The sequence below is a fragment of the Bacillus sp. REN16 genome (assembly GCF_020731355.1).
In the GTDB taxonomy this organism is placed as follows: Bacteria; Bacillota; Bacilli; order Bacillales; family Bacillaceae_L; genus Ferdinandcohnia.
Window position 1 is genome coordinate 224,564 of the sequence record NZ_JAJFZK010000004.1, and the last position, 24,779, is coordinate 249,342.

The window sequence follows — 24,779 nt, forward strand, 5'->3', positions numbered from 1 at the left end:
CATGAGCAAGAAGCCAATTGTCATTGGCATTGCTGGAGGCTCAGGATCTGGTAAAACAAGTGTATCAAAGGCCATATATGAGCATTTTAGGGGTCACTCGATCCTAATGATCGAGCAGGACTCATATTATAAAGACCAAAGCCATATGCCTTTTGAAGAACGGTTAAATACAAATTATGACCATCCTTTAGCTTTTGATAATGACTTACTCATTGAGCACGTCAAAAAACTTCTTGAATACAAAGGTATAAGTAAGCCGGTTTATGACTATAAATTTCATACAAGGTCTTCTGATGTGATTTGCGTTGAACCAAAGGATGTCGTTATTTTAGAGGGAATTCTTGTTCTTGAAGATGAACGGCTGCGTGACTTAATGGATATTAAGCTATTTGTGGACACTGATGCTGATATCCGGATAATCCGAAGAATGCTGCGTGATATTAAAGACCGAGGTCGTACGTTAGATTCCGTTATCGAACAATATGAGACAGTGGTTCGTCCAATGCATAACCAATTCTGTGAACCAACAAAGCGATATGCAGACATCATCATCCCTGAAGGTGGACAAAATCACGTTGCAATTGATTTAATGGTAACAAAAATTCAAACAATTCTTGAACAAAACGTCATTTTGTAATAACATAACAGAGAAATAGGTGTTATGATAGTACAAACATAAGGAAAGGAATGGTAGAAGTTCCCTATCATTCCTTTCCTTACTATACAAATAGGAAAAAACAATTCGTACTACATACAATGATTTTTTAAGCAATCACAGGGGGATTGTAACGACTACAAGGAGTGAAGGGATTATGGTAGAGAAAGTATTTCCAATGACAGCAGAAGGAAAGCAAAAATTAGAGCAGGAATTAGAGAATTTAAAGACAGTTAAGCGCAAAGAGGTTGTAGAACGTATTAAGATTGCAAGAAGCTTTGGGGACCTTTCTGAGAACTCTGAGTATGATTCAGCGAAGGATGAACAAGCATTTGTTGAGGGTCGTATTACTACGATTGAAAATATGATTCGAAATGCAAAAATTATCGAAGAAGATGCTGACAGTGCTGGTAAGGTCTCATTAGGAAAATCAGTAACCTTTATTGAGCTTCCAGATGGGGAAGAAGAAACCTATACGATTGTAGGAAGTGCTGAAGCAGATCCGTTTGAAGGAAAAATATCAAATGACTCACCAATTGCAAAAAGCCTAATTGGAAAGCATGTTGGGGACAAAGTAACGGTTCAAACCCCAGGAGGAGACTTGCTAGTTGAAATAACTAAAATTGACTAACTTTATTCAAAAATACTGAATACAGTTAGAGCCTCGGTGCAAATACGCCAAGGCGTATTTGATTTATATGTATAAATATTATGACACCTCGTCGAAACTGTTGACGAGGTGTTTTTTCTATGGTAATCAAAAAACGTGCTATTATCATTTTAATCGTAATCCTTTTAACCTTAGCAGGGTTAATCGGCAGACTAATGCAATTGCAGCTTGTTAGTACAGAATCTCTAACGAACCGAGATATTAACTTAATAGAAGCAAGTGTTTCGCAACGAACACAAGAACTTGTTATTGACCAAGGCCGTGGACGATTTATCGACCGGAATAAAAAAGCATTAACGCATGAATATTATCCAACACTCGTATTGTTTCCTTTTTTAAAAAACATTGAATGGCCAGCGGAGGACGTAGCCGAAATCGTAAATATTTCTGCCACTACCTTAAGAAATGAAATTCAAAATGCGAAAAAGCCTGTAATCGTTGGTGGAGAAAAACCCATAGAATTAACGGAAACGCAGATGAACAAAATCAACAAGCTTCAAATTCCAGGTGTATTTGCTGTCCATCGTCAATATGAGCTTGATAGTGATATTGCAGAACATTTAATTGGCCTAATCCGAGAAAATAGGGACTTATTCCAGGAGCGCTATCCTGAGAAAAACTATTTACCGCGGAATACGAAACTGGGAATCACAGGTTTGCAATCAACGTTTGATGAATTCCTTTTACCTGAAGGTGAGGCGAAGCTTCTCTATCATGTGGCAGGAGATGGAGGACCTTTATTTGGCATTGATGTAAAATACACAGCACCAGCAAATCCTTATTATCCAGTCGCAATTCAAACAACTTTGGATAAAGATCTACAGCTTTTGGCGGAAACAATCCTTGATAAGAATGATTTGAAAAAAGGAGGGATTGTCCTTCTTGATGTTGAGTCCAATGATTTGCTTGCAATGGTGAGTAAACCCGATATTAATTCATCAAATCCATTTGCAGATGGCACTGCTGAAAATCAAATGATTATGCCGCAATTCCCTGGTTCTGTATTCAAGACAGTAATTGCAGCAGCAGCAATCGAAAAACAGCAAATTTCTAATGATAGAATGTACAATTGTGATCAAGATTTATATGGGGAAGGCCCAGCTGAATATCCGCATGGGATGCTGAATTTCCATAATAGCTTTGCGAAAAGCTGTAATTACACATTTGCAATTACTGCACAGGAATTGTTACAAAAGGACCAAGATGTAATTGAAGAATATTCCAAGATGCTTGGCTTACTTGGACCTGTTGGTTGGAATGGCGATGTTTTTCGTTTTCAAGATTTCAAGCAACTCCCTAATGAATATAATGGTCGAATATGGACGGATGAAAAGGATAAACATGTTGCGAAAGCCATTGCGCAAACGGCGATTGGGCAAAAGGATGTTAGGGTGACACCATTAGGTATTGCAAACATGATGTCAACGATTGCACGCGGCGGTGCTAAAAAAGAAGTTCGAACGGTTAGTGATGTTTTATATAAAAACGGTACAACCTTATTTTCTTTTGCGGAACAGGATATGGAAGGACCTAAGATTGCTCCATATACAGCTAGCAGGCTTCAGGAATTACTTCGCGGAGTCGTTACCTCTGGAACAGGACAACGATTTGCTGATTTGCCTTATAAAGTAGCGGGTAAATCAGGAACAGCTGAGACAGGTAAAAAACAAGGTGAGGTTGGACTTGTCAACACTTGGTTTGCGGGGTATTTTCCATTTGAAAGGCCGAAATATGCGCTTGTAGTGGTCAATTTGGAGCAGCCTGCCTCTCAGTCTGTTACAAATACTGTCTTTTATGAAATCGTACAAGGAATTTATCAAAAGGAACAGGAAAAAGGTACTAAAACACACGGCTAATAAAGAAATGTCTTCAACCTTTTCTGTACACATGCTAGAATAAGAAGATAGTCGATTGAGTAATAGTCGTTTTAGGAGGTACTGTAAAATGGGGTATGATGTAGACAAACTATATGAAGGGCCTCGAACCGAGAGAAGAGCGAAACGAAAAAAGGTAAATCGGGTTTTAAATATTTTAATTGTCCTAGTGATTGTATTAATTGTCTTTTTTGGCGGAAAGCTCATTTTTGGAGACAAAAACGTAGATGAACCTGTGTCTTCAAATCAAACGAACCAACCGGCAGACAATGAGGGAAAAGCTGCTTCAGATGATTCAAAGGACAAAAAAGAAGATGCTTCAGATCATCCAAAAAATGAAGATACAAAACAAGAGGCAAACGAAGAAAGTCAGGATGAGCAAAAAGCTCCAGAATCCGATGAAGCAGCAGTTGTTACTGAAGGTGATCCAGATTCAAATATTATAAAAACAGTTGAAAATCCTGCTTGGAAGCCAATTGGTACTGCTCAGGCAGAACCACATAGTATTGATTATACGGAAAACTCAGTTGATCGAAATGAAATGGAAATGGCGGCAAGCTACGCAACTGGTTTTGATCGTTCAGATATGGTTGTTTGGTGGCTAGGGAGAAATGGAGGAAATTCCATTACTGCAACTGTTTCATCAAAATCAACTAAACAAGTTCAAAAAGTATATTTAGATTGGGTTCCGGGCGAAGGCTGGAAACCAACAAAAATTGAAGAATTAAAAGAAAATGATAGTGAAACATATAAAGGCTATAAGAATTCAGAACCTGATGAAGATGAGAATGAACCAGACGAAAATGAAAATAATGATTAAAATAGGCGCAGGAGATCCTGCGTTTTTTTGTTCTCCTTTATCCATCGATGATTGATAAAATAAGTTGAATATGTTAAATTTAGAACAGTTCATTTTTAAATTCATAGTATACTTATAGGATTAATATATAATGGTGGAGAGTGAGAAAAATGGGACGAGAGTTTTTAGAGGTTTTTGAAGGTTGGGCACACACTTATGACCAGACTGTAACCGGAAATGATGTGGAATACCAGGAAGTGTTTTCGCGATATGATGATATTCTAAATGATGTCGTAAAGAAATCAGGTCTCACTGTTTTGGAATTTGGAGTGGGTACGGGTAATCTCACTCAAAAACTACTGAATGAAAATAAAAAAGTATATGGTGTTGAACCCTCAGAACCAATGCGAGAAATAGCATTAGAAAAGCTTCAGAACTATTCTCTAACAATAGAAGATGGTGACTTTATTGTTTTTAATAAACCTGCTGACAAAATTGATACAATCGTTAGTACGTATGCATTCCACCACTTAAATGATGGCGAGAAAAATCAAGCATTTTCCGAATATAGCAAGATCCTTGATAAAGGTGGTAAAATAGTGTTTGCGGATACAATATTTGAAAATAAACGAGAATATACAATGACGATTCAGTCCGCAATAAAAAAGGGTTACCTTAATCTAGCAAAAGATTTGGAAACTGAATACTACACAACCATTCCTAACTTGCAAGACATTGCAAACCAAAATGGTTTTACAGTAGAATTCACACGTTTTAATCATTTTGTGTGGGTAATGGAAGCGACGAAACAATAAAAATGTATGAAAGGTGATACGTACTTATGAAAGTAGCAATTATCGGAGCAATGGATGAGGAAGTAGCGATTTTACGGGAAAAAATTGAAACTAGACAGGAAACAATAGTAGCTGGAAGTGTCTTCTATACAGGAACTATCAATGGATATGATGTGATTTTACTCAAATCAGGAATCGGAAAAGTAAATGCTGCAATTTCAACAACCATTTTATTACAGCAATTTAAACCAGACTACGTTGTGAATACAGGTTCTGCAGGTGGTCATCTAAAAACCCTTAATGTCGGTGACATTGTCATTTCATCTGAGGTAAGACATCATGATGTTGATGTAACTGCCTTTGATTATGAATATGGGCAAGTTCCGGGATTACCTGCTGCCTTTAAAGCAGATGAAAATCTAATTAAACTAGCTGAAAAAAGTGCAGAAGGAATCACAGACATTCAGGTTGTAACTGGATTAATTGCAACAGGTGATTCCTTCATGAATGATCCGGAGCGGGTTTCATTTGTTAGTCAAAAATTTGGTGATTTATATGCAGTGGAGATGGAAGCAGCTGCAGTAGCGCAAGTTTGTCATCAATTTAAAGTACCGTTTGTAGTCATTCGTGCCTTATCAGATATTGCAGGGAAAGAATCGGATGTATCGTTTGAACAATTTCTGCAAACAGCTGCCGTCAACTCTTCAAGAGTTGTTGAACGCATGGTTGAGGAAATAAATAAATAAAAAGTTAACGGGGGATTTGTCATGCAAGTGTATCAAAATGTCCATGAGCTTATCGGAAATACTCCGATAGTAGAAATTACGAAATTTCCATTACAAAATGGGGTTCGTCTTTTTGCCAAGCTTGAATTCTATAATCCCGGTGGAAGTATCAAGGATCGCCTAGGAGTCGAGCTTCTTCAGCATGCTTTTGAAACAGGTCAGTTAACTGAAGGGGGCACGATCATTGAACCAACCGCTGGTAATACGGGAATTGGACTTGCACTCGCAGCAATTACCCACAATATTAAGGTAATCCTTTGTGTGCCTAAAAAATTTTCTGCTGAAAAACAAGAATTGATGCGGGCGTTGGGAGCGACGGTGATCAATACGCCTACGGAGGCAGGAATGACGGGGGCAATTGAAAAGGCAAAAGAGCTTTTACATGAAATCCCAAATTCCTATTGTCCACAGCAATTCGCAAACCCTGCTAATCCAGAAACGTATTATAAAACAATTGGTCCTGAAATTTGGCAACAGCTTGAGGGTCAAATTGATATTTTTGTAGCGGGTGCTGGTACAGGCGGGACCTTTATGGGTACTGCGGAGTATTTAAAAGAAATGAACCAATCTATAAAAACCGTCATAGTTGAACCGGTTGGATCCATTTTAAATGGCGGCGAATCGGGACCCCATAAAACGGAAGGAATTGGAATGGAATTTTTGCCAGGCTATATGGATCCGTCTTATTTCGATACTATCCATACGATTTCAGATGAGGATGCATTCAATCGAGTAAAGGAAGTCGCTAAATTGGAAGGATTGCTTGTAGGGAGCTCGTCAGGTGCTGCACTCCATGCGGCACTTTTAGAAGCTGAGCAAGCAAAGCCAGAATCACATATTGTTGTGATCTTTCCAGATAGCAGTGAGCGCTATTTAAGCAAAAAAATATATGAAGGCGGGATATAGGATGAAACGAAAAACTTTACTTATCCATGGGGGAGTAGGCGAGGATCCTCAGACAGGTGCAGTTAATACACCAATCTATCAGGTTAGCACATATAAACAAGAAGGAATCGGAAACTTTAAGGGGTATGAATACTCAAGAACAGGAAATCCAACTAGACATGCCCTTGAGGAATTGATAAAGGATATTGAAGGTGGAGAAAGAGGATTTGCATTTGGTTCTGGTATGGCCGCAATCACAGCTGTTATGATGCTGTTTAACAGCGGGGATCACGTCATTTTTTCCGATGATGTATATGGTGGGACTTTTCGTGTGATGTCTAAGGTGCTAAATCGTTTTGGGATTGAGTCAACCTTTGTTGATACATGCAATCTAGACAATATTGAAGGTGAAATTCGCGAAAATACTAGAGCGATTTACATTGAAACACCAACTAACCCTTTATTAAAAATTACAGACATCAAGGGTGCTTCAGAAATTGCGAAAAAGCATAATCTTCTAACCATTGTTGACAATACCTTCAGTACACCGTATTGGCAAAATCCAATTGCCCTTGGTGCTGATATCGTCTTACACAGTGCTACAAAGTACCTTGGTGGACACAGTGACGTGGTAGCCGGTCTTGTTGTCGTGAATTCGGCTAAGTTAGGTGAGGACTTACATTTTGTTCAAAACTCAACTGGAGGCGTACTTGGTCCTCAGGATTCTTGGCTGCTGATTCGGGGTATCCGCACACTTGGAGTTCGGATGGAAGAGCATGAAGAAAACACACGTAAAATTGTAGAGTTCTTACAAAACCATCCAGCGATTAAAAAGGTATACTATCCCGGAATTGAAACACATCCAAACCATGCTATTGCAAAGGCACAAGCGAATGGTTTTGGCGGGATGGTATCCTTTGATGTAGGTAGTGCAGAGAATGCAGATAAGCTGCTAAGCAAGGTTAAATACTTTACATTGGCGGAGAGTCTTGGGGCTGTTGAAAGCTTAATCTCTGTTCCAGCAAAAATGACACATGCTTCTATTCCAAAGGAACGCCGCTCGGAACTAGGAATTGGCGATGGACTTGTTCGTATATCAGTCGGATTAGAAGATATTGAAGACCTAATCGAAGACTTAGAACAAGGTTTAGAATAAATGATAAAACTGTTGCCTCTAGCCCGTTTTCGGGTTGGAGGTTTTTTTTGTAACGAAACTGCTAAAAATTACATTCTTCTCATGTTTTTAATGTGTGTTATCATAGGATAGAAGTTTAATAAATTAGTAGGTGATGCAAAATGGATCATAATAAACAGTTGAAAAACTTGCGCCATAAAATTACGGATTTTATCAGCTTTGGTTACATCCTTCTAGTGTTAAGTGTATTTTTTTATATTGGTATCATCATTCCGGAGGAACGTTCTCCATTTCAAATATATAGTATGATGGGTTCAACACTCATTTTTTTAAGTTCTTCTTTTACTTTTTTCTTATTAGCCATTAAATATAAAAAACAACTTGAAGAAGAATAGTCCTTCACCTAAACTTATGGTGAAGGAATTTTTTTGCAAAAAAAGGGTTTACATATATAGTTATATTGGTTATAATTACCACAGTAGGAAAAATTAATTATTAAAGGAGGTCGAATAAAATGATGAAAGTAACAATTGGCATGAGAAAATCAAAAACTTCATATGGAACAATCTATTCGACCATACCGGTGATTAATTTCTAATTTTTTTAATGATACGTTAATCATGCCACAGGTGGAATAGTCTGCCTGTGGCTTTATTATGCCTTTTAACTTATTTAGCCGGGTTTCAAAACCCGCCTGAATAAGTTAAAGCCTCCGGCGGATGCCTCAGATTTTTAACGGAAAGTTTTCGAGCAAGCTCGAAAAAAATCTGGGCGCAAATCCGCCAAGGCGCATTTGATTGCCACAGGACCAGTATGCCTGTGGCATTTTTGTGTCTTTTTTTCCTACACTGATCTAATAGCAATCCGATAAAGGAGGTGAAAAATAATGACCATCAATCTATTCTTTTTAACAATCTCGATTTCAAAACGTCAAAAATCAATTGAACAATATGAAAATGAGGAAAGAGTCAATAAGCTTATGGAAGAAATGAAAGAACGCCAATATTCAATGATGCGCTTGTTCTAATCAACAAAATAAAAAGGAAGAAAGGGGAATGAAAATGTTAATGAAAATGAGTCCGATTATAGCTTGGTTATCTGTGGAGAAGGATTCCACCTAACGAACAAAATTTTAGGAGGAGTTATGTATGTTATCGGTTCATGTGCTTATTTTTACAATTTTATTTACAAAGAAGCATAACCATTAAACCAAAAGGAGCGTCATGTGAGACGCTCCTTTTGGTTTTGTTTTGCTGCCTTAATTTTGTCAATTTTCTTTAACACAATGTTCAAATATGGGTAACGTTTACACAGTTCGAAGGTGATAAAGTTAAGGTAAGAAATACATCTCTTCATTGGAGGCTGATGAATATGTTTATGATCGTTATGGGGATTGTCATTACGTCTGTGATTGCAATTATAATTGGAACTGAAGTTAGTGTAGAATTATAGGATAAAGCTTAAGGTGGATTGCATCATATGTGCAATCCACCTTTTTTAGGATCTTCTTTTTTCTTTTTCTGCCCGATAAAATTCGTGGAACATCTTCATTAAAGCGCGTTTTTCGATGCGAGAAACATAGCTTCTTGAGATGCCAAGCTCTTTTGCGATTTCACGCTGGGTTTTTTCTTTCTTTAAATCAAGTCCAAACCTGCCTACAATGACTTCTTTTTCCCTGTCATCAAGGACATCAATGTATTCTTTTATTTTTTCAAGCTCCATATTTAATTGGATCGTTTCAATCACATCTTCTGTTTCCGATTTTAATACATCAATCAAACTAATTTCATTTCCTTCCTTATCCTGACCAATTGGATCATGAAGGGAAACATCCTTTTTCGTCTTCTTTAAAGCCCGTAAATGCATTAATATTTCATTTTCTATACATCTTGCTGCATACGTTGCTAATTTTGTTCCTTTACCTTGTGAATAGCTTTCAATTGCCTTGATTAAGCCAATGGTACCAATCGAAATGAGATCCTCCGTGTCCTCACCAGTGTTTTCGAACTTTTTTACTATATGAGCGACTAACCGTAAATTATGTTCAATTAACACATTCCGAGCATGTTCATTTCCCTCGGCTAACAATTGTAGGTATTTCTTCTCTTCAGAAGCCGATAACGGTTGAGGAAAAGCATTATTTTTTACATAGGATACTAAAAATAATAATTCTTTTACAAAATAGCCTAATGCTGCTAACAGTCCAGACATTCGCTCACCTCCGCATAAATCGTAGTGTATGTAGACTTGTTACACTACTTTATCTAGGCATTTGCCCATTACTTAATGTTATGAGCGAGTGTGCTTGTGTGTGTCTGTCCAATAGAAAAAAGCTGATGATAGTACAAAAGATGAACTTTTTTACACCATCCGCCCTACATTTATTTTAGAATCGTAAAAAATGGTGCAATGGCTACAAGTAATGCTAGACCAAAAACAACAATTGAACCTGGTTTGTTTTTATCTTTCCAAAGGGAAACGGAGAACCCAGCGGTATAGGAAAACATGATGATCATCATCAAATAAATAAATATTCTCATCTCTTAATCCCTTATCTTTTCATATGTTGGTAATTTAGATTGTCGTCCGAATTCACCAAATGTGATTTCGACATTCACACGAATATCTGCATCAGGATACGATCTCATCCAATCATAGTTTTCCCATTCCGGAATCGTTAAAAAATGTTTTCTCGCGACAAAAGAAAATCCAAAAGGATCTGCTTTAAACTCTTCTTGTGTACGTTGAACGTAATCATTTATTCTTTTTTCAAAGCCCTTAGTGATATGAACCTTTAATTCCTCTCTTTTCTTTTCTTGGTCAGCATAATTGACCATACTATGGTCTGTTAGAATGTCAGCGTTTATTGGAAGATTCACCTTGATTTTTGGTGGATGTCCCGATACATCCACTGTTATCTGTGGTTTTTTAATCTGTGAAAAACGTGAGGTTATCCAGTAATCCTTCATAAAGGGATCGGGAAGAGTGACTAAAAAGCTTGGTTTTTCCATCGATTTATGTAACATTTTGGTAATACGCGTTTCTTGCACCGAAAGCTTTCCAATCATTTGCCCCTCTTTAAAGACCGCCGAACCTAGAAATTGCGCAGGATTCGTTTTTCCAGTTACCTTCATCTTACCAGCTATAAAATCCTCATCCTCGTTTTTCTTTGCTGTATTTTTGTCCTGTTCAGTCGTTGCATAGGCAGATATAAAAAGATCTGCATCTGCTTCGGTTATTCTAAAAAAATTGTTAATTTCTGAAGTTGGAATAAAACCAATTTTAGATGCATTTTTAAAAATCGTTTCAAAATATTCATGTCTTCTCGTTTCGAGTTTTGGTTTGTTTTGTTCAATGAATGTACTAGCCTTTTCCTTTGTAATGATTAGCTTTGAATCACGTCTAACATCACGGTCCTTTGTCGCATCATAGAAAAATCGTATAAAATCCTTATCTCTCGCAAGTTCTTCTGAAACGACAAAGAAATCTAATATATCATAAGTAATGGCCTTTGCTATTACGGCATTTGCCAGGTTTTCAGATTGAATAAAACTTGAAGCGTTAAGTGTGATAATTTCATGTGATGGTTCATTGCTACCACCACCTTGTTGTGTTGACCCGGCCTCAGGATTGGATATTAAATAAGTAATTTGTAAAAATCCTTTAACATCTGACTTATCTAGACCAATCCCAAGGACATATGCTCTTTGGTCAATTTCCTCCATATCCCAGCACCCGGCCAAAACCAATAGAGTTGTGAAAATTAGAGGAAGTCTAGTTATTTTGGCTTGTTTTTTCATGTTTTAAATCCCCTCTTAATTTCGCAAGTATCCACATCAGGCAAGGTAACAAAAGAAACATCGGACTCACGCTATTCAATAAAAGTTCTCTAAGTTTAAAGATTGTGAAAGTAGGAGCCTCAGGAGCCATTCCAAAAATAACAACAATAGTCGCAATTGTTGGAGTTAAATATTCAAAGCTTTTGATATTACAAATACCTCCTAAAAATAAGGCAATTAAATATATATAGGCTGTAAATCGAATAAATGATGCAATAATCCAAAATGGAAAGAAAAAGGTTTCGATATTAGTTAAAAACCCAAATCGAATTAAACGTATTAATTCTTGATAAGGATAATCAATCATTTTTAGACCTTCATAGTCAAATACAAATAAATAGACAAGAAAGGCAATCGTTAATTCAATTATGATTACGACGAATGCAATCCAAGTCCCTTTTTTATAAGCTTTTGCGGATACAATGTAAGGTGCAATTAATCCCATAAAAAAAAATTCCCCAAACATCGAAACATGTGTTGTGCTCTTTTTTATCACATCCCAAGGGCCTGGACCAAAAATTGGGAAGACGAAAGAAAAACTGCTTTCTCTTAGTGCTAAAACTAGAGCTAACAATAATGAGATTTTTATATAAAAAAGTACAAGCCATGAAACAGAGCCGATATGTTCTAGGCCTTTCTTGGCACCATACGCACAAACAATCATCATAACGGTATAAATCATCAAATATGGTGTTTGTGTAAAATAAAAAGTACCAATAATATCTACATAAATGGCAGAATCAAAAATGAATCCAAGCATTAAAATTAGTACTAGGGCAGAAGATAGAAAAGTGCCTATATATCTCCCGAATAAGTGAAGGATTACATCATGTAAATTTTTATTTTTATAGGCTGTTATGACTTTAGTCGTAAAATAAATTGGAATAATTGAAACAAATCCAATAATAAGGGGGGCCATCCAATATGCGCTCTTTAGGGTTTCAACAAAAATAGTTGGTGTGTCATCAGACAGCTTCACCCCGATCACTAAAATGACGATAGCAACGTATTCTCTGATTCCTATCTTTCCTTTAGATTGTTCCATAGCCTATTCCTCTGCCTTTTTTATAATGTCCTTTGGTTTTACATAACCAGGACGAAATCTTTCGTTTTTGATTAATTTTCTGATGATTGTATCTTTCGAAGACGTATATTTAGGTGACATTGGTGATAAATAAGGAACGCCAAATGATTTAATCGATACCATATAAAATATCCCAACTGTAAATAAGGATGTCATACCATAAATGCCAAAGAATCCAGCGGAAAGAATAAAAGCAAAACGAATGATTCGTATTGCAAAATTCATGCTTACATCGCTAAGGGTAAATGAACAAAGTCCACCTAAGGCTACGACAATAACAACGATAGGGCTAACAATATTTGCCTGTACCGCTGCTTGTCCTAAAATTAACGCTCCAACTATGCCAATTGTTGGCCCGATCGTATTTGGGACTCTAAGTCCAGCCTCTCTTATCAATTCAAAGGCAGTTTCCATCATTAATATTTCGATAAGGGCTGGAAAAGGAACTTTTTCACGTGTTGCTGATATTGCTAATAAAAGATCAGTCGGAACCATTTCAGAATGGTAATTTGTAATTGAAACATAAATCGCGGATCCAAAAACGGTAATAAACAAGGCAAATACACGAAGTATTCGAGTGAAATTTCCAAATATAAACCGTAAGTAGTGATCCTCAGGATTATGAATAAAAGACCAAAAGGTGGTCGGTAATATTAAGGCAGCTGGAGAGTTGTTCATTAATAAAACAACATATCCATCCTCTAAAAAGGAGGATGCACGATCTGGTCTTTCTGTATAGAGAATACTTGGAAATATTGATTTTGGCCTTTCTTCAATGTATTGTTCCAAAAGGGAGAGGTCTTGAATGGCGTCGACATCCAAAGAACTCACTCTTTCTTTTATATTTTTTATCAATTTTTCATTGGTTAGGTCTTTTATATAAAGTATATATAGTTCATTATTTGAACGTTTTGAAATGGTAATATTTTCAACAATTAAATTTTCATTCCTGATTTTTTTTCGAACTAACGAGATGTTTGTATCTGCTTTTTCGTTGAAGGCTTCCTTAGGGCCTTTCAGGACAACCTCATTTTCTGCTTTTTCTACGGATCTACCTTGGAAATTTGCCGTTCCAATCATATATGCCTGTTGTTCACCATCAATAAGTAAAATGGTGTTTCCTTGATTAGCACCATTCACAATATCATTTATTAGTTGAACTGGTGTAAATGATTGAATCTGGATTATATTTTGAACTGTCTTTCCTGGATCTTCATTTTTCAATAAGGGTTCAAGAATATGCTCATTTATCATGTCTACATCAGTGATCGTTGAAATAAACAAGAGGGCAGCTGTTTTATTGATACCGTTTATCGTAAAATTATGGATTTTTACATCACTGTTTTCCGGTAGTTTATATACCTTTTGCAATGTCGATATGTTTATCTGAAGATCAAGGTTAATTTCCTGATTTTTTATTGCAATATCCTCTGCAGCCGATTCCTCAGGATACTGTGTGGGATCTAGTTTAGGATTTTTAAATTTATCTATATAATTTTTGAAGGGATGTCTTTTCATAACAAACAGCTCCGGGCTTTTTCCTAAGTTTGCCACAAAAGGCAGAATTTAATACGGAAGGCAAAATGGCACGAAATTATAGAAATTTTATAAAAATCCCTTTATAATGAATGGTGTGAATTATTTAGTGAGTCTAAATAATTAAAAAGGGGGAAATTAATGTGAGTACACGTACATATGAACAAAAATGGGATTTGGATGTCTTTTTTGAAGGTGGAAGCAGTTCGCATGTCTTTCATTCCTTTTTGGAAACATTAAAGAAGGAACTTACTGAGTTTAGTGAGTTAGTCCATCAATTTCAGGTTCCAACAAATGCAAAGGAAAAAGAAGGGTTATTACACATACTGGATGATTTTCAATCATCATTTAAAAAGCTACGTCAAGCGGGGGCATTTGTTAGCTGTTTAACAGCACAGGATACAACTGACCGTGGAGCTAGTCTTTTGCAAGGAAAAATTACTCAACTAAGCAGCGAATTTCAATCAATTTTAACAGCATTCGATCAAAAGTTAGTCGCAGTTGAACAGTCTGTATGGGATGAACTTTTATCAGTAGAGCCATTAAATGAGCTATCGTATGTGCTAGAAGAAAGAAGAACAAGAGCAAAAGAAAAGCTTTCGTTAGAACAAGAAAATCTCATTAATGCTTTGGGGGTGGATGGCTACCATGCATGGGGACAGCTTTATAATATGGTTGTTGGTAACATCAAGGTTCCATTTGATGAAAATGGTGAAACGAACCAGCTGTCGGTTGGACAAGCATTTAACAAGTTTTCAAGCTCTGATCGAAATGTAAGGCAATCAATGTTTACGCAATGGGAAAAAGCTTGGGATGCGCATTCTGATTACATTGGTGAAACATTAAACCATCTAGGCGGGTTCCGTCTAAATGTATATAAAGCACGCGGATGGGAAAATGTTCTCGATGAACCGCTTGACATTAACAGAATGTCTAAGGAAACGCTTGAGACCATGTGGACAGTTATCACTGAAAACAAAGCTCCCTTTGTGGAATATTTAAATCGCAAAGCAAAGCTATTAGATCTTAACAGATTAAGCTGGTATGACCTTGATGCACCTGTGGGGCAAACGGAAAGCAAGGTGTCTTATCAAGAGGGTGCCGAATTTATTTTAGAACAATTTGGTAAGTTTGGCTCCAGTCTCACTGAGTTTACACAAAAAGCGTTCAATGATAGTTGGATTGAGGCTGAGGATCGCCCTGGAAAACGTCCAGGCGGATTTTGCACGAGCTTTCCTGAAAGTGATCAATCAAGGATCTTTATGACATTCTCGGGAACACCTTCAAATGTGTCAACCCTTGCCCATGAGCTTGGCCATGCATTCCACCAGCATGCAATGGCAGACGTTCATACATTAAATCGCAGCTATGCGATGAACGTGGCCGAAACTGCATCAACTTTTGCAGAAATGATTGTCGCAGATGCATCTGTAAAAAATGCAAAGTCTGAAGATGAAAAAATTGCCCTATTAGAGGACAAAATTCAAAGAAGTGTTGCCTTCTACATGAATATTCACGCACGTTTCCTATTTGAGACAAGATTTTATGAGGAGCGGAAGGCTGGCATTGTAAGTACAGATCGTCTAAATGAACTAATGCTTGATGCACAGAAAGAAGCGTATTGCGGAGCATTAGATGAATACCATCCACAATTCTGGGCATCTAAAATGCATTTCTACATTACTGGTGTACCATTTTATAACTTCCCATATACGTTTGGTTATCTTTTCTCATTGGGAATTTATGCGAAGGCGTTAGAAGAGGGAACCGATTACGAAGAGAAGTACATCGCATTGCTAAAGGATACAGCGAGTATGAAGGTGGAAGACCTTGCCGCCAAACACTTAGGTGTTGATTTAACAAAACGTGATTTCTGGGAAAAAGCTGTGAAGCTTTCTATAAAAGACGTTGAAGAATTTTTAGAGTTAACGAAATAAAAAGAAAAGCGCAAGGCGCCTGGAGCTAAACAGAAGAAAACCTATCCAATTTCGTGGATAGGTTTTTTTATACTTTTTTTAATTTGAATGTACCAATCATAAGGAAAGACAGAATAATGATGAGATATATGAAAAACTGTGGAGATACATATGGGATTGCCAAGAAGCTTAATGTCAATAGACAGCCAGCAGCTGTTATGGGTAAGCCTACAAAGAAACCTTTATTATCACTAATATTGAACTTTGCTAAACGAAATGCTCCACATCCGATATACAAAACGGTGAAAAACATTCCCGGTGCTCCGAATTCTTGGATAATTCCTTGGTATAATAAAAGTGCAGGTGCGACTCCAAACGAAATAACATCGCACATCGAGTCAAGCTGTTTACCGAGCTCTGATTCGATTTGAAATTTTCTTGCAACCATTCCATCAAAACGATCAGCCAGTGCAGCTAAAAAGATTAGTAATAAGCTTAAATTTAATTCATTCTTGATAGCAAATAGTATGGAAAAACCACCTAAGCTTAGGTTGATTAGTGTTAGTATATTGGCGGTATGGGCTTTAAGTTTTTTTAAGGTTGAATCTAGATAGTCCAATAAAAACATATTTTCACTCCTTTCTTGGAAAAGCTTTGTAATAAATATGCAAAATACATAAAATAGAATAGTATTGCTTTAATAACTTTATTTTATTCGTTCGAATGTGGATAGTCAAAGAGTAATTTTTAGGGGGAATTAGATTTGCGGAAATGGCTGTATCGTTTCTTCATTGAATTAACCAACCATCGTCTTTCATCAGCGATATTAAAAAAATTTTCACAATCAAGGGTTAGTGCTATACTTATTCCGAGTTATGCGAAAATATACAAGATTAACCAAGCGGAAATGGAAAAAAACTTAACTGATTTCGCAACCCTTCATGATCTTTTTGTAAGACAGCTCAACAAGAACAGCAGGCAAATTGATCAACAAGAAAATTCAGTAATCAGCCCTGTGGATGGGGTTATTGAAGAAATCGGGATGATAACCTTAAACAAGGAAATGATTGTAAAAAACAAACACTATTCTATTCAAGAAATGCTTGGTGATGAAGAATCACTTGCAAAATACGTAGGCGGTACCTTCTTTATTCTATATTTAAGTCCAAGCCACTATCATCGAATTCATAGCCCAATTTCTGGTATCATCACAAAGCAATGGGAATTGGGAAGGAAATCGTATCCAGTTAATCGCCTTGGGTTAAAATATGGAAGAGAACCTTTATCTAAAAATTTTAGGAAAATTACAGAAATACGTGCAGTCGACTCATTTGTTGGTGTTGTCAAAGTGGGTGCTATGTTCATCAATAGTATTGAAACAACTCATACAAGTGATTCTGTTAAAAAAGGGGAAGAAATTGCGTATTTCTCATTCGGTTCAACCGTTATTTTATTGTTTGAAAAAGATGGTTTTACAATTAATCCTGAAATTAAACCAGCAACAAATATTAAAGTAGGAGAAGTCTTAGGTAAACTTAAACAAGAAAAAAAGAGCCACTAGAGGCTCTTTTACAAAATAATAATTTATGATATATTTCTAATTCTATGTCCTAATGATCTGCGCACAATTTCTGTTTCCATAAGGTGAATAAAATCAGGACTTAGCTTTAATTTTATTGCTTTAAAATAAGATTCAACTAACAAGTCATCTGATAATTTTTTCATAGCTTTTAGCCAATGGTTGGCTATTCACCTCCTAAAGATTTTTTAAGAGTAATTTGTTCTAATTGATCTCTAGTTGTCATATACTGATACGTTATTCTAGTTGATAATTCAACTCTATCACGAAAAAAACGATAGAACAACCGTTCTGTTATCCACAGGAAAAGGTGGATAACCTGTGGGTATTTTGTTTATAAAATTTGGAAATCTATGTATATCAATGTGTAAAATGTGTATAAGTTTATCCACAAGTGTTGAAATTTACTGACTTTTGTCGAAAACTTTTTATTTTTTCTATAAAAACTACCAATCATGACGGAAATTGTCACGTTTTACTTTGTGAATTTCACTTTAATCCGTTATGATAGGATGGACAAAAAGGTAAGTCCAGTGAGGTGTAAGGATATTGTTAAAGAAATTTTTACCAAATGAACATGTGAAATCCGTTTTAGAGATTTCACCAAGTAAACTAAAGGAAATAGGAATTAAAGGTGTCATTACCGATTTAGATAATACATTAGTTGAGTGGGACCGTCCAAATGCAACTCCAGAACTCGTGGAATGGTTTAAAGATATAAAAGAGCAGGGGATAGCGGTTACGATTGTTTCAAATAATCAAGAGAAAAGAGTAAAAGATTTCGCAGATCCGTTAGGGATCCCGTTTATTTTTGAAGCAAGAAAACCGATGATTCGGGCCTTCAATCGTGCAATAAGAGAAATGAATCTACAAAAAGATGAAGTAGTTGTAATCGGTGACCAGCTTCTTACTGATGTTTTAGGTGGGAATCGCTGTGGCTTACATACCATTCTCGTTGTTCCTGTTGCACAAACAGATGGTTTTTTTACTAAATTTAATCGCTTTGTCGAAAGAAAAATACTGACTTGGATGAAGCGTCGCGGAATGCTTTATTGGGAGGATTAATAGAGTGGAACAAGAAAAGATTAGCTGTATTGGCTGTGGAGTTGAAATCCAAACGGCTGACAATACAAAATTAGGATACGCACCACCTTCTGCTTTAGAAAAGGATAAAATCATTTGTCAAAGGTGTTTTAAATTAAAGCATTATAATGAAGTCCAAGATGTTTCGCTAACTGATGATGACTTTTTAAAAATTCTTCATGGGATTGGCTCTACTAATGCCTTAATCGTAAAAATTGTTGATATCTTTGATTTTAACGGCAGTTGGTTACCTGGTCTTCACCGTTTTGTGGGGAATAACGATATATTATTAATAGGTAATAAGGTAGATTTGCTGCCAAAATCGGTGAAGCCGAAAAAACTAGTCAATTGGATGAAAGAGTCTTCTCGTGAACTAGGACTCAAACCTGTCGACGTCAATTTAATTAGTGCAGAAAAAGGCACTGGAATTAAAGAGGTAGCGGATGCCATTGAGCATTATCGTGAAGGTAAAGATGTGTATGTGGTAGGGTGTACAAATGTCGGGAAATCAACATTCATAAACCGCCTGATTAAGGAATTTAGCGGGGAGAAGGAGGATGTCATTACAACTTCGCATTTCCCTGGAACAACTTTAGATATCATTGATATTCCATTAGATGATGAGCATTCCTTATTTGATACTCCTGGAATTATTAATCACCATCAAATGGCACATTTTGTTTCAAAAGAAGACTTGAAGATTATCACACCTAAAAAAGAAATCAAACCAAAAGTCTTTCAATTAAATGAACAACAAACATTGTTCTTTGGCGGCTTAGCTCGTTTTGATTTTGTAAGTGGGGACAGGCAATCATTCGTTTGTCATTTCTCAAATTTACTGAATATCCATCGAACAAAGCTTGACAATGCATACGAATTATACGAAAGACAAAAGGGGGAGCTATTACAGCCGCCCGGAAAAAACGAATTAAATGAATTCCCGGAACTAGTTGCACATGAATTTATGATTAAAGAAGCAAAAACAGATATTGTCTTTTCTGGCTTGGGCTGGGTAACAATTAATGAACCACATACAAAGGTTGTTGCACATGTTCCAAGGGGTGTAGGAGTGGTTGTTAGAAGGTCGTTAATCTAATAATATAGATAAAAAAAGATAATGGGTGAGGAAATGGAAAAGGTTTACGGCGTAATCGGAAGTCCCATCTCACATTCAATGTCACCAATGATGCATAATGATATTTTTGAACATTATAAGCTTGAAGCTAGATACCACGCCTTTCATGTTGGAAAAGATGGAGTTAAAGCTGCTATCGAGGGGATAAAAGCGCTTGGCATATCTGGCATTAATGTCACAATACCACATAAAATAGAGGTCATTGAATATTTGGATAATGTGGAAGAGGTAGCGGCAAATATTGGTGCAGTTAATACGATTGTTAACGAAAATGGGAAATTAGTTGGCTATAATACGGATGGAAGTGGATTTATTCGTTCATTAAATCAAGTAATTAGCAATGAAGAATTATGTTCCGCAAATGTTTTGATAATCGGTGCTGGCGGAGCAGCTAGAGGAATCTTTATTTCATTAGCAGCAATGGGTGTTAAAAACATTGATATTGTAAATCGAACCATTGACCGAGCGAACACGATTATAGAAGATTGTAAATATGCGGTTGATTCACGTGCATTGCGATTTGCTGAGGCAGAAGCTAATTTAGGGGATTATCAAGTGATTGTGAATACTACCTCCGTTGGAATGCATCCAAATGTTGAAGATATGCCACTTTCAGTGGAAAATATCGCTCCAAATACAATTGTGAGTGATATTATTTATAATCCATTTGAAACAAAGCTTTTGCAGGAAGCAAAAAAACGTGGCGCAATTACGCAAAACGGAATCGGAATGTTTGTTTATCAAGGTGCCCTGGCGTTTGAAAAATGGACAGGAATTTTTCCGGATACGGAAAGAATGGAAAACTTAGTTACAAAGCTATTAGGAGGAAGAACATGCTAACAGGAAAACAAAAACGATTTTTGCGCTCCAACGCTCATCATTTAGATCCTATTTTTCAGGTGGGAAAAGGCGGGGTAAATGATAATATGATTAAACAAATTAGTGAGGCTCTTGAAGCACGTGAGCTATTAAAGGTAAGTGTACTTCAAAACTGCGAAGACGACCGGGATACGGTCGCTGAAAGCTTGAGTAAAGGTGCAAGGGCTGAATTGGTGCAGGTGATTGGAAACACGATTGTCCTATACAAAGAATCAAAAGAAAATAAAAAATTAGAGTTACCAAAGTCAAAATAGATTTTGTTGGAGGGACAAAAATGAACCATATTGGAATCATCGGTGGTACATTTGATCCGCCTCATATTGGTCATCTTTTCATCGCATCAGAGGTATTAGCAAAATTAAATCTCACGGAAGTGTGGTTTATGCCAAATCATATTCCTCCGCATAAAGAGCGTAAAAGCTATGTGACCGATGAGGAGCGGGTAGAAATGCTTTCTCTAGCCATTTCAGATCAGCCGAAATTTAAATTACAGTTGATTGAACTGGAAAGAGAAGGGCCCTCATATACATACGACACAATCAAATTATTACGTGAAACACATGAAGATACAAAATTCTATTTTATCATTGGTGGAGATATGGTGGAATATCTGCCCCATTGGCATAAAATTGATGAACTAGTTAAAATGGTTACATTCGTTGGAGTAAAAAGGCCGGGTTATTCATTTCCGACTCAATATCCAATCACAGAAGTAGATATTCCACAATTAGATATATCTTCATCGATAATTCGAAAGAGGCTGACAGAAAAAGCAAATACAATGTATTTACTTCCTGAAAAAGTACGAAACTATATAGAGGAGAAGCATTTATATGGAACGTGAGAGGGCCTTAGAAATAGTAAAAGAACAGTTAACGGAGCATCGTTATCAGCATACACTTGGCGTAATGGAAACGGCGATAGATCTTTCAAAACGCTACCATGCTAATGTGGAAAAGGCGGAAACGGCTGCCATATTTCATGACTATGCAAAGTTTAGACCGAAGGATGAAATGAAACAAATTATTATCGACCAGCATATGCCTTCTGATTTATTGATCCATAATACAGAGCTTTGGCACGCACCGGTTGGAGCTTATCTTGTAAAGACAGAGGTAGGGATTGAGGATGAAGAAATTCTTGATGCAATCCGATTTCATACATCGGGAAGAGAAAAAATGACGCTGCTTGAAAAAGTTATTTTTGTAGCTGATTACATTGAGCCAGGAAGACATTTTCCCGGAGTAGAGGAAGGCAGAGAACTTGCAAAGCAGGACTTAGACAAAGCTCTTATTTATGCCTTACGCAACACAATTACGTTTTTGGCCAAGAAAAATCAAGCAATCTATCCCGATACAGTACGGACATATAATTACTTACTTATTGAGAAAAAGGGGGAATCCAAAGGTGAATGAAAGAGATATTTTAACATTTGCGGTTCAAGCTGCTGATGATAAGCGTGCAGAAAATATTATTGCGTTAAATATGAAGGGGTTATCTCTTGTAGCCGATTATTTTCTTATTTGCCACGGAAATTCTGAAAAACAGGTACAGGCAATCGCTCGTGAGATAAAGGACAAGGCCGATGAAAATGGTATTCATATTAAGCGTCTAGAGGGCTTTGATGAAGCGAGATGGGTTCTTGTTGACCTGGGAGATGTAATTGCTCATGTATTCCATAAAGACGAACGCACCTATTATAATTTAGAACGTCTATGGGGAGATGCACCTACGGAAACCATTGAAGATGTGCTAAGTTTATGAGCTATGGGGAATTTGCCTATATCTATGATGAACTAATGCGTGATGTAGATTATGAGCAATGGATTTCATTTGTAAAAAGAAAGGCAACACAATTCAATAAAATGAAAAGTTTACGGGTTCTTGATATTGGCTGTGGAACTGGAGAAATTGCAATAAGACTTGCGCAAGAAGGCTTTGAGGTTGTCGGAATCGATCTATCCGAGGACATGCTGGCAGTAGCCAATCACAAAGCAATGGAAGCTGGCGTAAAGGTTGAATTTTACCAGCAGAATATGACTGAAATCTCAGGGTTTGAGCCGTTTGACCTCATTTTGATATTCTGTGACTCGCTAAACTATTTGGGTACGGAGGAAGAAGTTCAAAAAACCTTTGAAAATGCGTTTAAGCTTTTGAAAGAAGATGGTTTATTTCTGTTCGATGTCCATTCTGTTTATAAAATGGATTCGATTTTTATGGATGGACCATTTGTGAGCGTTGATGATGGGGTTAGCTATATTTGGAATTGTTTTAGTGGGGAACTCCCGCACAGTGTCGAGCACGAACTATCCTTTTTTGTGAAAAATGAACATAATGAAGATTACACAAGGTTTGAGGAGTTCCACGAACAACGAACTTTTCCGATAGAAACGTATCAAAACTGGTTAGAAAAAGCCGGATTTAACGTACAAGATATTACAGGAGATTTTATAAATTCTGTTCAAGAGACATCTGAAAGAATCTTATTTACCATAAAGAAATAGAGGGCCAGAATCTAAAGTCTGCCCTCCTTTTATTTATAAAATTTAAAAATACCTATTCCTATTTGCTTGGTCAAATGGTATATTTATCGAGATGGGGTCTCATTAAATTGTTTTCCTACTTCGTAAATATCCTCATCAAATTTCCTATGGGTACTCCTGAATACTTCTTCAAATAATTCACCAATATGCTTTTCAATTGCATTAATTCCTTCTCCGGTTACTCCACCTTTGACACATACTTTTTCCTGAAGTGCGGGTAATGTATAAATTTCCTTCTCAAGTAGATTTCCCATTCCAATAATCATCTCGCTTGCTAACTTCGTTGCTTGCTCCTCAGTGATTTTCGTTTCCTTCACAGCCGCATCTACAAACCGCCTTAACAAGTAGGTGAAAAACGCAGGACCACAACTAACGATATCAGATGCAACTCTTGTGATTTCATGATTTATGTGAACCGGGCTGGAAATTTGTTCAAAAAGAAATTCCAAATAATCTTTAAATCTGCTGCTAATCCTCCCGCCAAAGGTAAATAAGGAAACACCTGTAAGTGCACGGTTGGTAATACTCGGAATGATTCGTGCCACCTGGCAGTTTACAAGTGATTCAAGCTGTTCAACAGAAATCGGACTAGTAATGGATACAATACATTTGTTACTCGTTAAGGAAGAGGATAATTGGTGTAAAAGGGGGTGAATCTCTAATGGCTTCACACAAATAAATATTAAATCGCAAGCCCTTACAACCTCTTCATTTGAAGAAGCAACCGTAATATCTGGTAAGGAGTTTTTGATGACTATTGCTTTTTCAATTGTACGATTCGTAATGATTAATTTGGAAGGCGGAATAGCGAGAGATTCAACAAAGGACTCTATCAAAATTTTCCCCATATTTCCTGTACCAATAAACCCTATATTCAAGTTCGTCCCTCCTTTACAGACTATTCTCCTAACACAATATGTTTTTCCATACCAAAATATGATTGCAAATTTCCTAGGCTAAGAAGAAAGGGCGGTTAATCATGAGTATTAAAGATAATAGAATAAAATTATTAGTCATAATCTGTGGAATTTGTCTTATTATCTTCGTTGTTTTCTATTTTATTTTCGGCAGAGAAACAAATGCTGAACCTAACATTGAAGAAGAGGAATTGCTACTTGAACCGGTAATTGAAGATGTCCCTGTTGTGGAAGAAGAAGTTAAGGTCATACTTGTGGATATAAAGGGTGCAGTACATAATGAGGGTGTGTTTGAGGTCCAAGAGGGGATGAGAGTTAAGGATGTCGTTCTAATGGCTGGAGGCTTTACTGAGGAAGCGGAACATGTCCAAGTAAATTTAGCCGAGCGGGTACAGGACGAAATGGTCATCTATGTGCCACGTATTGGTGAGGAGATTACAATCGGTACAAGCGGTCATTCACAAAAGGACGAAGGTAAAGTCTCACTTAATAAAGGGACACAAGCAGAACTTGAAACGTTATCAGGCATTGGGCCATCCAAGGCAGCAGCGATCATTTCTTATCGGGAAGAACATGGGCCTTTTAAGCAACTTGAGGACCTGCTTGAAGTAAGTGGAATTGGAGAAAAATCCTTTGAAAAGATTAAGGACCAGATTAAATTAAATTAACTA

29 protein-coding genes are annotated in these 24,779 nt (G+C 36.8%); 21 read left to right on the plus strand and 8 right to left on the minus strand.

The annotated features are described in order from the left end of the window. Nucleotide 1: 1 nt before the first annotated feature. The 10 genes from udk to LKW28_RS06755 all read left to right on the plus strand — a co-directional run bounded on the left by udk (nucleotide 2) and on the right by LKW28_RS06755 (nucleotide 8,624). Nucleotides 2–637: a uridine kinase gene (udk, locus tag LKW28_RS06710; RefSeq protein ID WP_229139572.1), complete on the plus strand. Its 636-nt coding sequence runs from the start codon at nucleotides 2–4 to the stop codon at nucleotides 635–637. A 172-nt stretch (nucleotides 638–809) separates the two neighbouring features. Then, nucleotides 810–1,286, plus strand: a complete 477-nt coding sequence (gene greA / locus LKW28_RS06715) for a transcription elongation factor GreA (protein WP_229139726.1) — start codon at nucleotides 810–812, stop codon at nucleotides 1,284–1,286. A gap of 119 nt (nucleotides 1,287–1,405) precedes the next feature. Further along, nucleotides 1,406–3,181 carry a peptidoglycan D,D-transpeptidase FtsI family protein gene (locus tag LKW28_RS06720; protein ID WP_229139573.1) on the plus strand — a complete coding sequence of 592 codons (1,776 nt, stop codon included), beginning with the start codon at nucleotides 1,406–1,408 and terminating at the stop codon, nucleotides 3,179–3,181. Nucleotides 3,182–3,269: 88 nt separating this feature from the next. Further along, nucleotides 3,270–4,019, plus strand: a complete 750-nt coding sequence (locus LKW28_RS06725; protein ID WP_229139574.1) for a YrrS family protein — start codon at nucleotides 3,270–3,272, stop codon at nucleotides 4,017–4,019. A gap of 149 nt (nucleotides 4,020–4,168) precedes the next feature. Next, nucleotides 4,169–4,813 (plus strand): class I SAM-dependent methyltransferase, encoded by a 645-nt coding sequence (locus LKW28_RS06730; protein ID WP_229139575.1) that lies wholly within the window; start codon nucleotides 4,169–4,171, stop codon nucleotides 4,811–4,813. 26 nt (nucleotides 4,814–4,839) lie between these two features. Next, nucleotides 4,840–5,538: a 5'-methylthioadenosine/S-adenosylhomocysteine nucleosidase gene (mtnN, locus tag LKW28_RS06735; protein WP_229139576.1), complete on the plus strand. Its 699-nt coding sequence runs from the start codon at nucleotides 4,840–4,842 to the stop codon at nucleotides 5,536–5,538. Between the two features lie 21 nt (nucleotides 5,539–5,559). Continuing rightward, complete coding sequence (locus LKW28_RS06740; protein WP_229139577.1) at nucleotides 5,560–6,483, plus strand: PLP-dependent cysteine synthase family protein; 924 nt, start codon at nucleotides 5,560–5,562, stop codon at nucleotides 6,481–6,483. Nucleotide 6,484: 1 nt separating this feature from the next. Beyond that, nucleotides 6,485–7,618 carry a bifunctional cystathionine gamma-lyase/homocysteine desulfhydrase gene (locus tag LKW28_RS06745; protein WP_229139578.1) on the plus strand — a complete coding sequence of 378 codons (1,134 nt, stop codon included), beginning with the start codon at nucleotides 6,485–6,487 and terminating at the stop codon, nucleotides 7,616–7,618. Between the two features lie 140 nt (nucleotides 7,619–7,758). Then, nucleotides 7,759–7,992, plus strand: a complete 234-nt coding sequence (locus LKW28_RS06750) for a YrhC family protein (protein ID WP_229139579.1) — start codon at nucleotides 7,759–7,761, stop codon at nucleotides 7,990–7,992. Nucleotides 7,993–8,483: 491 nt separating this feature from the next. After that, on the plus strand, nucleotides 8,484–8,624 hold the full coding sequence (locus LKW28_RS06755) for a YrzI family small protein (protein WP_229139580.1): 141 nt from the start codon (nucleotides 8,484–8,486) through the stop codon (nucleotides 8,622–8,624). A gap of 470 nt (nucleotides 8,625–9,094) precedes the next feature. On the opposite strand, the gene sigK is transcribed toward LKW28_RS06755, so the two are convergent. The 5 genes from sigK to LKW28_RS06780 all read right to left on the minus strand — a co-directional run bounded on the left by sigK (nucleotide 9,095) and on the right by LKW28_RS06780 (nucleotide 14,038). Beyond that, complete coding sequence (gene sigK / locus LKW28_RS06760) at nucleotides 9,095–9,808, minus strand: RNA polymerase sporulation sigma factor SigK (protein ID WP_229139581.1); 714 nt, start codon at nucleotides 9,806–9,808, stop codon at nucleotides 9,095–9,097. A 170-nt stretch (nucleotides 9,809–9,978) separates the two neighbouring features. After that, nucleotides 9,979–10,137, minus strand: a complete 159-nt coding sequence (locus tag LKW28_RS06765; protein ID WP_229139582.1) for a hypothetical protein — start codon at nucleotides 10,135–10,137, stop codon at nucleotides 9,979–9,981. A gap of 3 nt (nucleotides 10,138–10,140) precedes the next feature. Beyond that, nucleotides 10,141–11,397: a Ger(x)C family spore germination protein gene (locus tag LKW28_RS06770; RefSeq protein WP_229139583.1), complete on the minus strand. Its 1,257-nt coding sequence runs from the start codon at nucleotides 11,395–11,397 to the stop codon at nucleotides 10,141–10,143. Then, nucleotides 11,372–12,481, minus strand: a complete 1,110-nt coding sequence (locus LKW28_RS06775) for a GerAB/ArcD/ProY family transporter (RefSeq protein WP_229139584.1) — start codon at nucleotides 12,479–12,481, stop codon at nucleotides 11,372–11,374. Before LKW28_RS06775 ends, LKW28_RS06770 begins: the two co-directional genes overlap by 26 nt. A 3-nt stretch (nucleotides 12,482–12,484) precedes the next feature. Next, the gene (locus tag LKW28_RS06780; protein ID WP_229139585.1) at nucleotides 12,485–14,038 is read right to left on the minus strand and encodes a spore germination protein; all 1,554 of its coding nucleotides are present in this window, start codon (nucleotides 14,036–14,038) and stop codon (nucleotides 12,485–12,487) included. A 161-nt stretch (nucleotides 14,039–14,199) separates the two neighbouring features. Between LKW28_RS06780 and LKW28_RS06785 the strand changes: the two genes are divergently transcribed. After that, nucleotides 14,200–15,993, plus strand: coding sequence for a M3 family oligoendopeptidase (locus LKW28_RS06785; RefSeq protein WP_229139586.1), 1,794 nt, complete (start codon nucleotides 14,200–14,202; stop codon nucleotides 15,991–15,993). A 67-nt stretch (nucleotides 15,994–16,060) separates the two neighbouring features. Here the strand turns inward: LKW28_RS06785 and pssA are convergent, their stop codons facing one another. Next, a complete protein-coding gene (gene pssA, locus LKW28_RS06790) occupies nucleotides 16,061–16,600 on the minus strand; it encodes a CDP-diacylglycerol--serine O-phosphatidyltransferase (RefSeq protein WP_229139587.1) in 540 nt (179 codons plus the stop codon). Nucleotides 16,601–16,735: 135 nt separating this feature from the next. Between pssA and LKW28_RS06795 the strand changes: the two genes are divergently transcribed. Next, nucleotides 16,736–17,533 (plus strand): phosphatidylserine decarboxylase, encoded by a 798-nt coding sequence (locus LKW28_RS06795; protein ID WP_229139588.1) that lies wholly within the window; start codon nucleotides 16,736–16,738, stop codon nucleotides 17,531–17,533. A gap of 23 nt (nucleotides 17,534–17,556) precedes the next feature. On the opposite strand, the gene LKW28_RS06800 is transcribed toward LKW28_RS06795, so the two are convergent. Continuing rightward, nucleotides 17,557–17,697 carry a sporulation histidine kinase inhibitor Sda gene (locus tag LKW28_RS06800; protein ID WP_229139589.1) on the minus strand — a complete coding sequence of 47 codons (141 nt, stop codon included), beginning with the start codon at nucleotides 17,695–17,697 and terminating at the stop codon, nucleotides 17,557–17,559. A gap of 403 nt (nucleotides 17,698–18,100) precedes the next feature. On the opposite strand from LKW28_RS06800, the gene LKW28_RS06805 reads away from it, so the two are divergent. From LKW28_RS06805 to LKW28_RS06840, 8 genes are read left to right on the plus strand one after another with little or no spacing between them, the layout of a single operon-like run. Further along, the gene (locus tag LKW28_RS06805) at nucleotides 18,101–18,616 is read left to right on the plus strand and encodes a YqeG family HAD IIIA-type phosphatase (RefSeq protein ID WP_229139590.1); all 516 of its coding nucleotides are present in this window, start codon (nucleotides 18,101–18,103) and stop codon (nucleotides 18,614–18,616) included. 4 nt (nucleotides 18,617–18,620) lie between these two features. Continuing rightward, on the plus strand, nucleotides 18,621–19,730 hold the full coding sequence (gene yqeH, locus LKW28_RS06810; RefSeq protein ID WP_229139591.1) for a ribosome biogenesis GTPase YqeH: 1,110 nt from the start codon (nucleotides 18,621–18,623) through the stop codon (nucleotides 19,728–19,730). A gap of 33 nt (nucleotides 19,731–19,763) precedes the next feature. Then, complete coding sequence (gene aroE, locus LKW28_RS06815) at nucleotides 19,764–20,609, plus strand: shikimate dehydrogenase (protein ID WP_229139592.1); 846 nt, start codon at nucleotides 19,764–19,766, stop codon at nucleotides 20,607–20,609. Beyond that, nucleotides 20,603–20,902 carry a ribosome assembly RNA-binding protein YhbY gene (gene yhbY, locus LKW28_RS06820; protein ID WP_229139593.1) on the plus strand — a complete coding sequence of 100 codons (300 nt, stop codon included), beginning with the start codon at nucleotides 20,603–20,605 and terminating at the stop codon, nucleotides 20,900–20,902. The genes aroE and yhbY overlap by 7 nt, the downstream gene beginning before the upstream one ends. 20 nt (nucleotides 20,903–20,922) lie before the next feature. Next, nucleotides 20,923–21,492, plus strand: a complete 570-nt coding sequence (locus LKW28_RS06825; RefSeq protein WP_229139594.1) for a nicotinate-nucleotide adenylyltransferase — start codon at nucleotides 20,923–20,925, stop codon at nucleotides 21,490–21,492. Then, a complete protein-coding gene (yqeK, locus tag LKW28_RS06830) occupies nucleotides 21,482–22,063 on the plus strand; it encodes a bis(5'-nucleosyl)-tetraphosphatase (symmetrical) YqeK (RefSeq protein ID WP_229139595.1) in 582 nt (193 codons plus the stop codon). The genes LKW28_RS06825 and yqeK overlap by 11 nt, the downstream gene beginning before the upstream one ends. Beyond that, a complete protein-coding gene (rsfS, locus tag LKW28_RS06835) occupies nucleotides 22,056–22,412 on the plus strand; it encodes a ribosome silencing factor (protein WP_229139596.1) in 357 nt (118 codons plus the stop codon). The genes yqeK and rsfS overlap by 8 nt, the downstream gene beginning before the upstream one ends. Then, a complete protein-coding gene (locus LKW28_RS06840) occupies nucleotides 22,409–23,152 on the plus strand; it encodes a class I SAM-dependent DNA methyltransferase (RefSeq protein ID WP_229139597.1) in 744 nt (247 codons plus the stop codon). The genes rsfS and LKW28_RS06840 overlap by 4 nt, the downstream gene beginning before the upstream one ends. A gap of 83 nt (nucleotides 23,153–23,235) precedes the next feature. On the opposite strand, the gene comER is transcribed toward LKW28_RS06840, so the two are convergent. Then, the gene (comER, locus tag LKW28_RS06845; protein ID WP_229139598.1) at nucleotides 23,236–24,069 is read right to left on the minus strand and encodes a late competence protein ComER; all 834 of its coding nucleotides are present in this window, start codon (nucleotides 24,067–24,069) and stop codon (nucleotides 23,236–23,238) included. A gap of 101 nt (nucleotides 24,070–24,170) precedes the next feature. On the opposite strand from comER, the gene LKW28_RS06850 reads away from it, so the two are divergent. After that, nucleotides 24,171–24,776 carry a helix-hairpin-helix domain-containing protein gene (locus tag LKW28_RS06850; protein ID WP_229139599.1) on the plus strand — a complete coding sequence of 202 codons (606 nt, stop codon included), beginning with the start codon at nucleotides 24,171–24,173 and terminating at the stop codon, nucleotides 24,774–24,776. Nucleotides 24,777–24,779 lie beyond the last annotated feature (3 nt).

What these genes read in the sequence shown, in the direction of transcription:
- udk (WP_229139572.1), top strand. Translation starts at nt 2, where the DNA reads ATGAGCAAGAAGCCAATTGTCATTGGCATTGCTGGAGGCTCAGGATCT.
- LKW28_RS06720 (WP_229139573.1), top strand. Translation starts at nt 1,406, where the DNA reads ATGGTAATCAAAAAACGTGCTATTATCATTTTAATCGTAATCCTTTTA.
- LKW28_RS06725 (WP_229139574.1), top strand. Translation starts at nt 3,270, where the DNA reads ATGGGGTATGATGTAGACAAACTATATGAAGGGCCTCGAACCGAGAGA.
- LKW28_RS06730 (WP_229139575.1), top strand. Translation starts at nt 4,169, where the DNA reads ATGGGACGAGAGTTTTTAGAGGTTTTTGAAGGTTGGGCACACACTTAT.
- mtnN (WP_229139576.1), top strand. Translation starts at nt 4,840, where the DNA reads ATGAAAGTAGCAATTATCGGAGCAATGGATGAGGAAGTAGCGATTTTA.
- LKW28_RS06740 (WP_229139577.1), top strand. Translation starts at nt 5,560, where the DNA reads ATGCAAGTGTATCAAAATGTCCATGAGCTTATCGGAAATACTCCGATA.
- LKW28_RS06745 (WP_229139578.1), top strand. Translation starts at nt 6,485, where the DNA reads ATGAAACGAAAAACTTTACTTATCCATGGGGGAGTAGGCGAGGATCCT.
- LKW28_RS06750 (WP_229139579.1), top strand. Translation starts at nt 7,759, where the DNA reads ATGGATCATAATAAACAGTTGAAAAACTTGCGCCATAAAATTACGGAT.
- LKW28_RS06755 (WP_229139580.1), top strand. Translation starts at nt 8,484, where the DNA reads ATGACCATCAATCTATTCTTTTTAACAATCTCGATTTCAAAACGTCAA.
- sigK (WP_229139581.1), bottom strand. Translation starts at nt 9,808, where the DNA reads ATGTCTGGACTGTTAGCAGCATTAGGCTATTTTGTAAAAGAATTATTA.
- LKW28_RS06765 (WP_229139582.1), bottom strand. Translation starts at nt 10,137, where the DNA reads ATGAGAATATTTATTTATTTGATGATGATCATCATGTTTTCCTATACC.
- LKW28_RS06770 (WP_229139583.1), bottom strand. Translation starts at nt 11,397, where the DNA reads ATGAAAAAACAAGCCAAAATAACTAGACTTCCTCTAATTTTCACAACT.
- LKW28_RS06775 (WP_229139584.1), bottom strand. Translation starts at nt 12,481, where the DNA reads ATGGAACAATCTAAAGGAAAGATAGGAATCAGAGAATACGTTGCTATC.
- LKW28_RS06780 (WP_229139585.1), bottom strand. Translation starts at nt 14,038, where the DNA reads ATGAAAAGACATCCCTTCAAAAATTATATAGATAAATTTAAAAATCCT.
- pssA (WP_229139587.1), bottom strand. Translation starts at nt 16,600, where the DNA reads ATGTTTTTATTGGACTATCTAGATTCAACCTTAAAAAAACTTAAAGCC.
- LKW28_RS06800 (WP_229139589.1), bottom strand. Translation starts at nt 17,697, where the DNA reads ATGAAAAAATTATCAGATGACTTGTTAGTTGAATCTTATTTTAAAGCA.
- aroE (WP_229139592.1), top strand. Translation starts at nt 19,764, where the DNA reads ATGGAAAAGGTTTACGGCGTAATCGGAAGTCCCATCTCACATTCAATG.
- yhbY (WP_229139593.1), top strand. Translation starts at nt 20,603, where the DNA reads ATGCTAACAGGAAAACAAAAACGATTTTTGCGCTCCAACGCTCATCAT.
- LKW28_RS06825 (WP_229139594.1), top strand. Translation starts at nt 20,923, where the DNA reads ATGAACCATATTGGAATCATCGGTGGTACATTTGATCCGCCTCATATT.
- yqeK (WP_229139595.1), top strand. Translation starts at nt 21,482, where the DNA reads ATGGAACGTGAGAGGGCCTTAGAAATAGTAAAAGAACAGTTAACGGAG.
- LKW28_RS06840 (WP_229139597.1), top strand. Translation starts at nt 22,409, where the DNA reads ATGAGCTATGGGGAATTTGCCTATATCTATGATGAACTAATGCGTGAT.
- LKW28_RS06850 (WP_229139599.1), top strand. Translation starts at nt 24,171, where the DNA reads ATGAGTATTAAAGATAATAGAATAAAATTATTAGTCATAATCTGTGGA.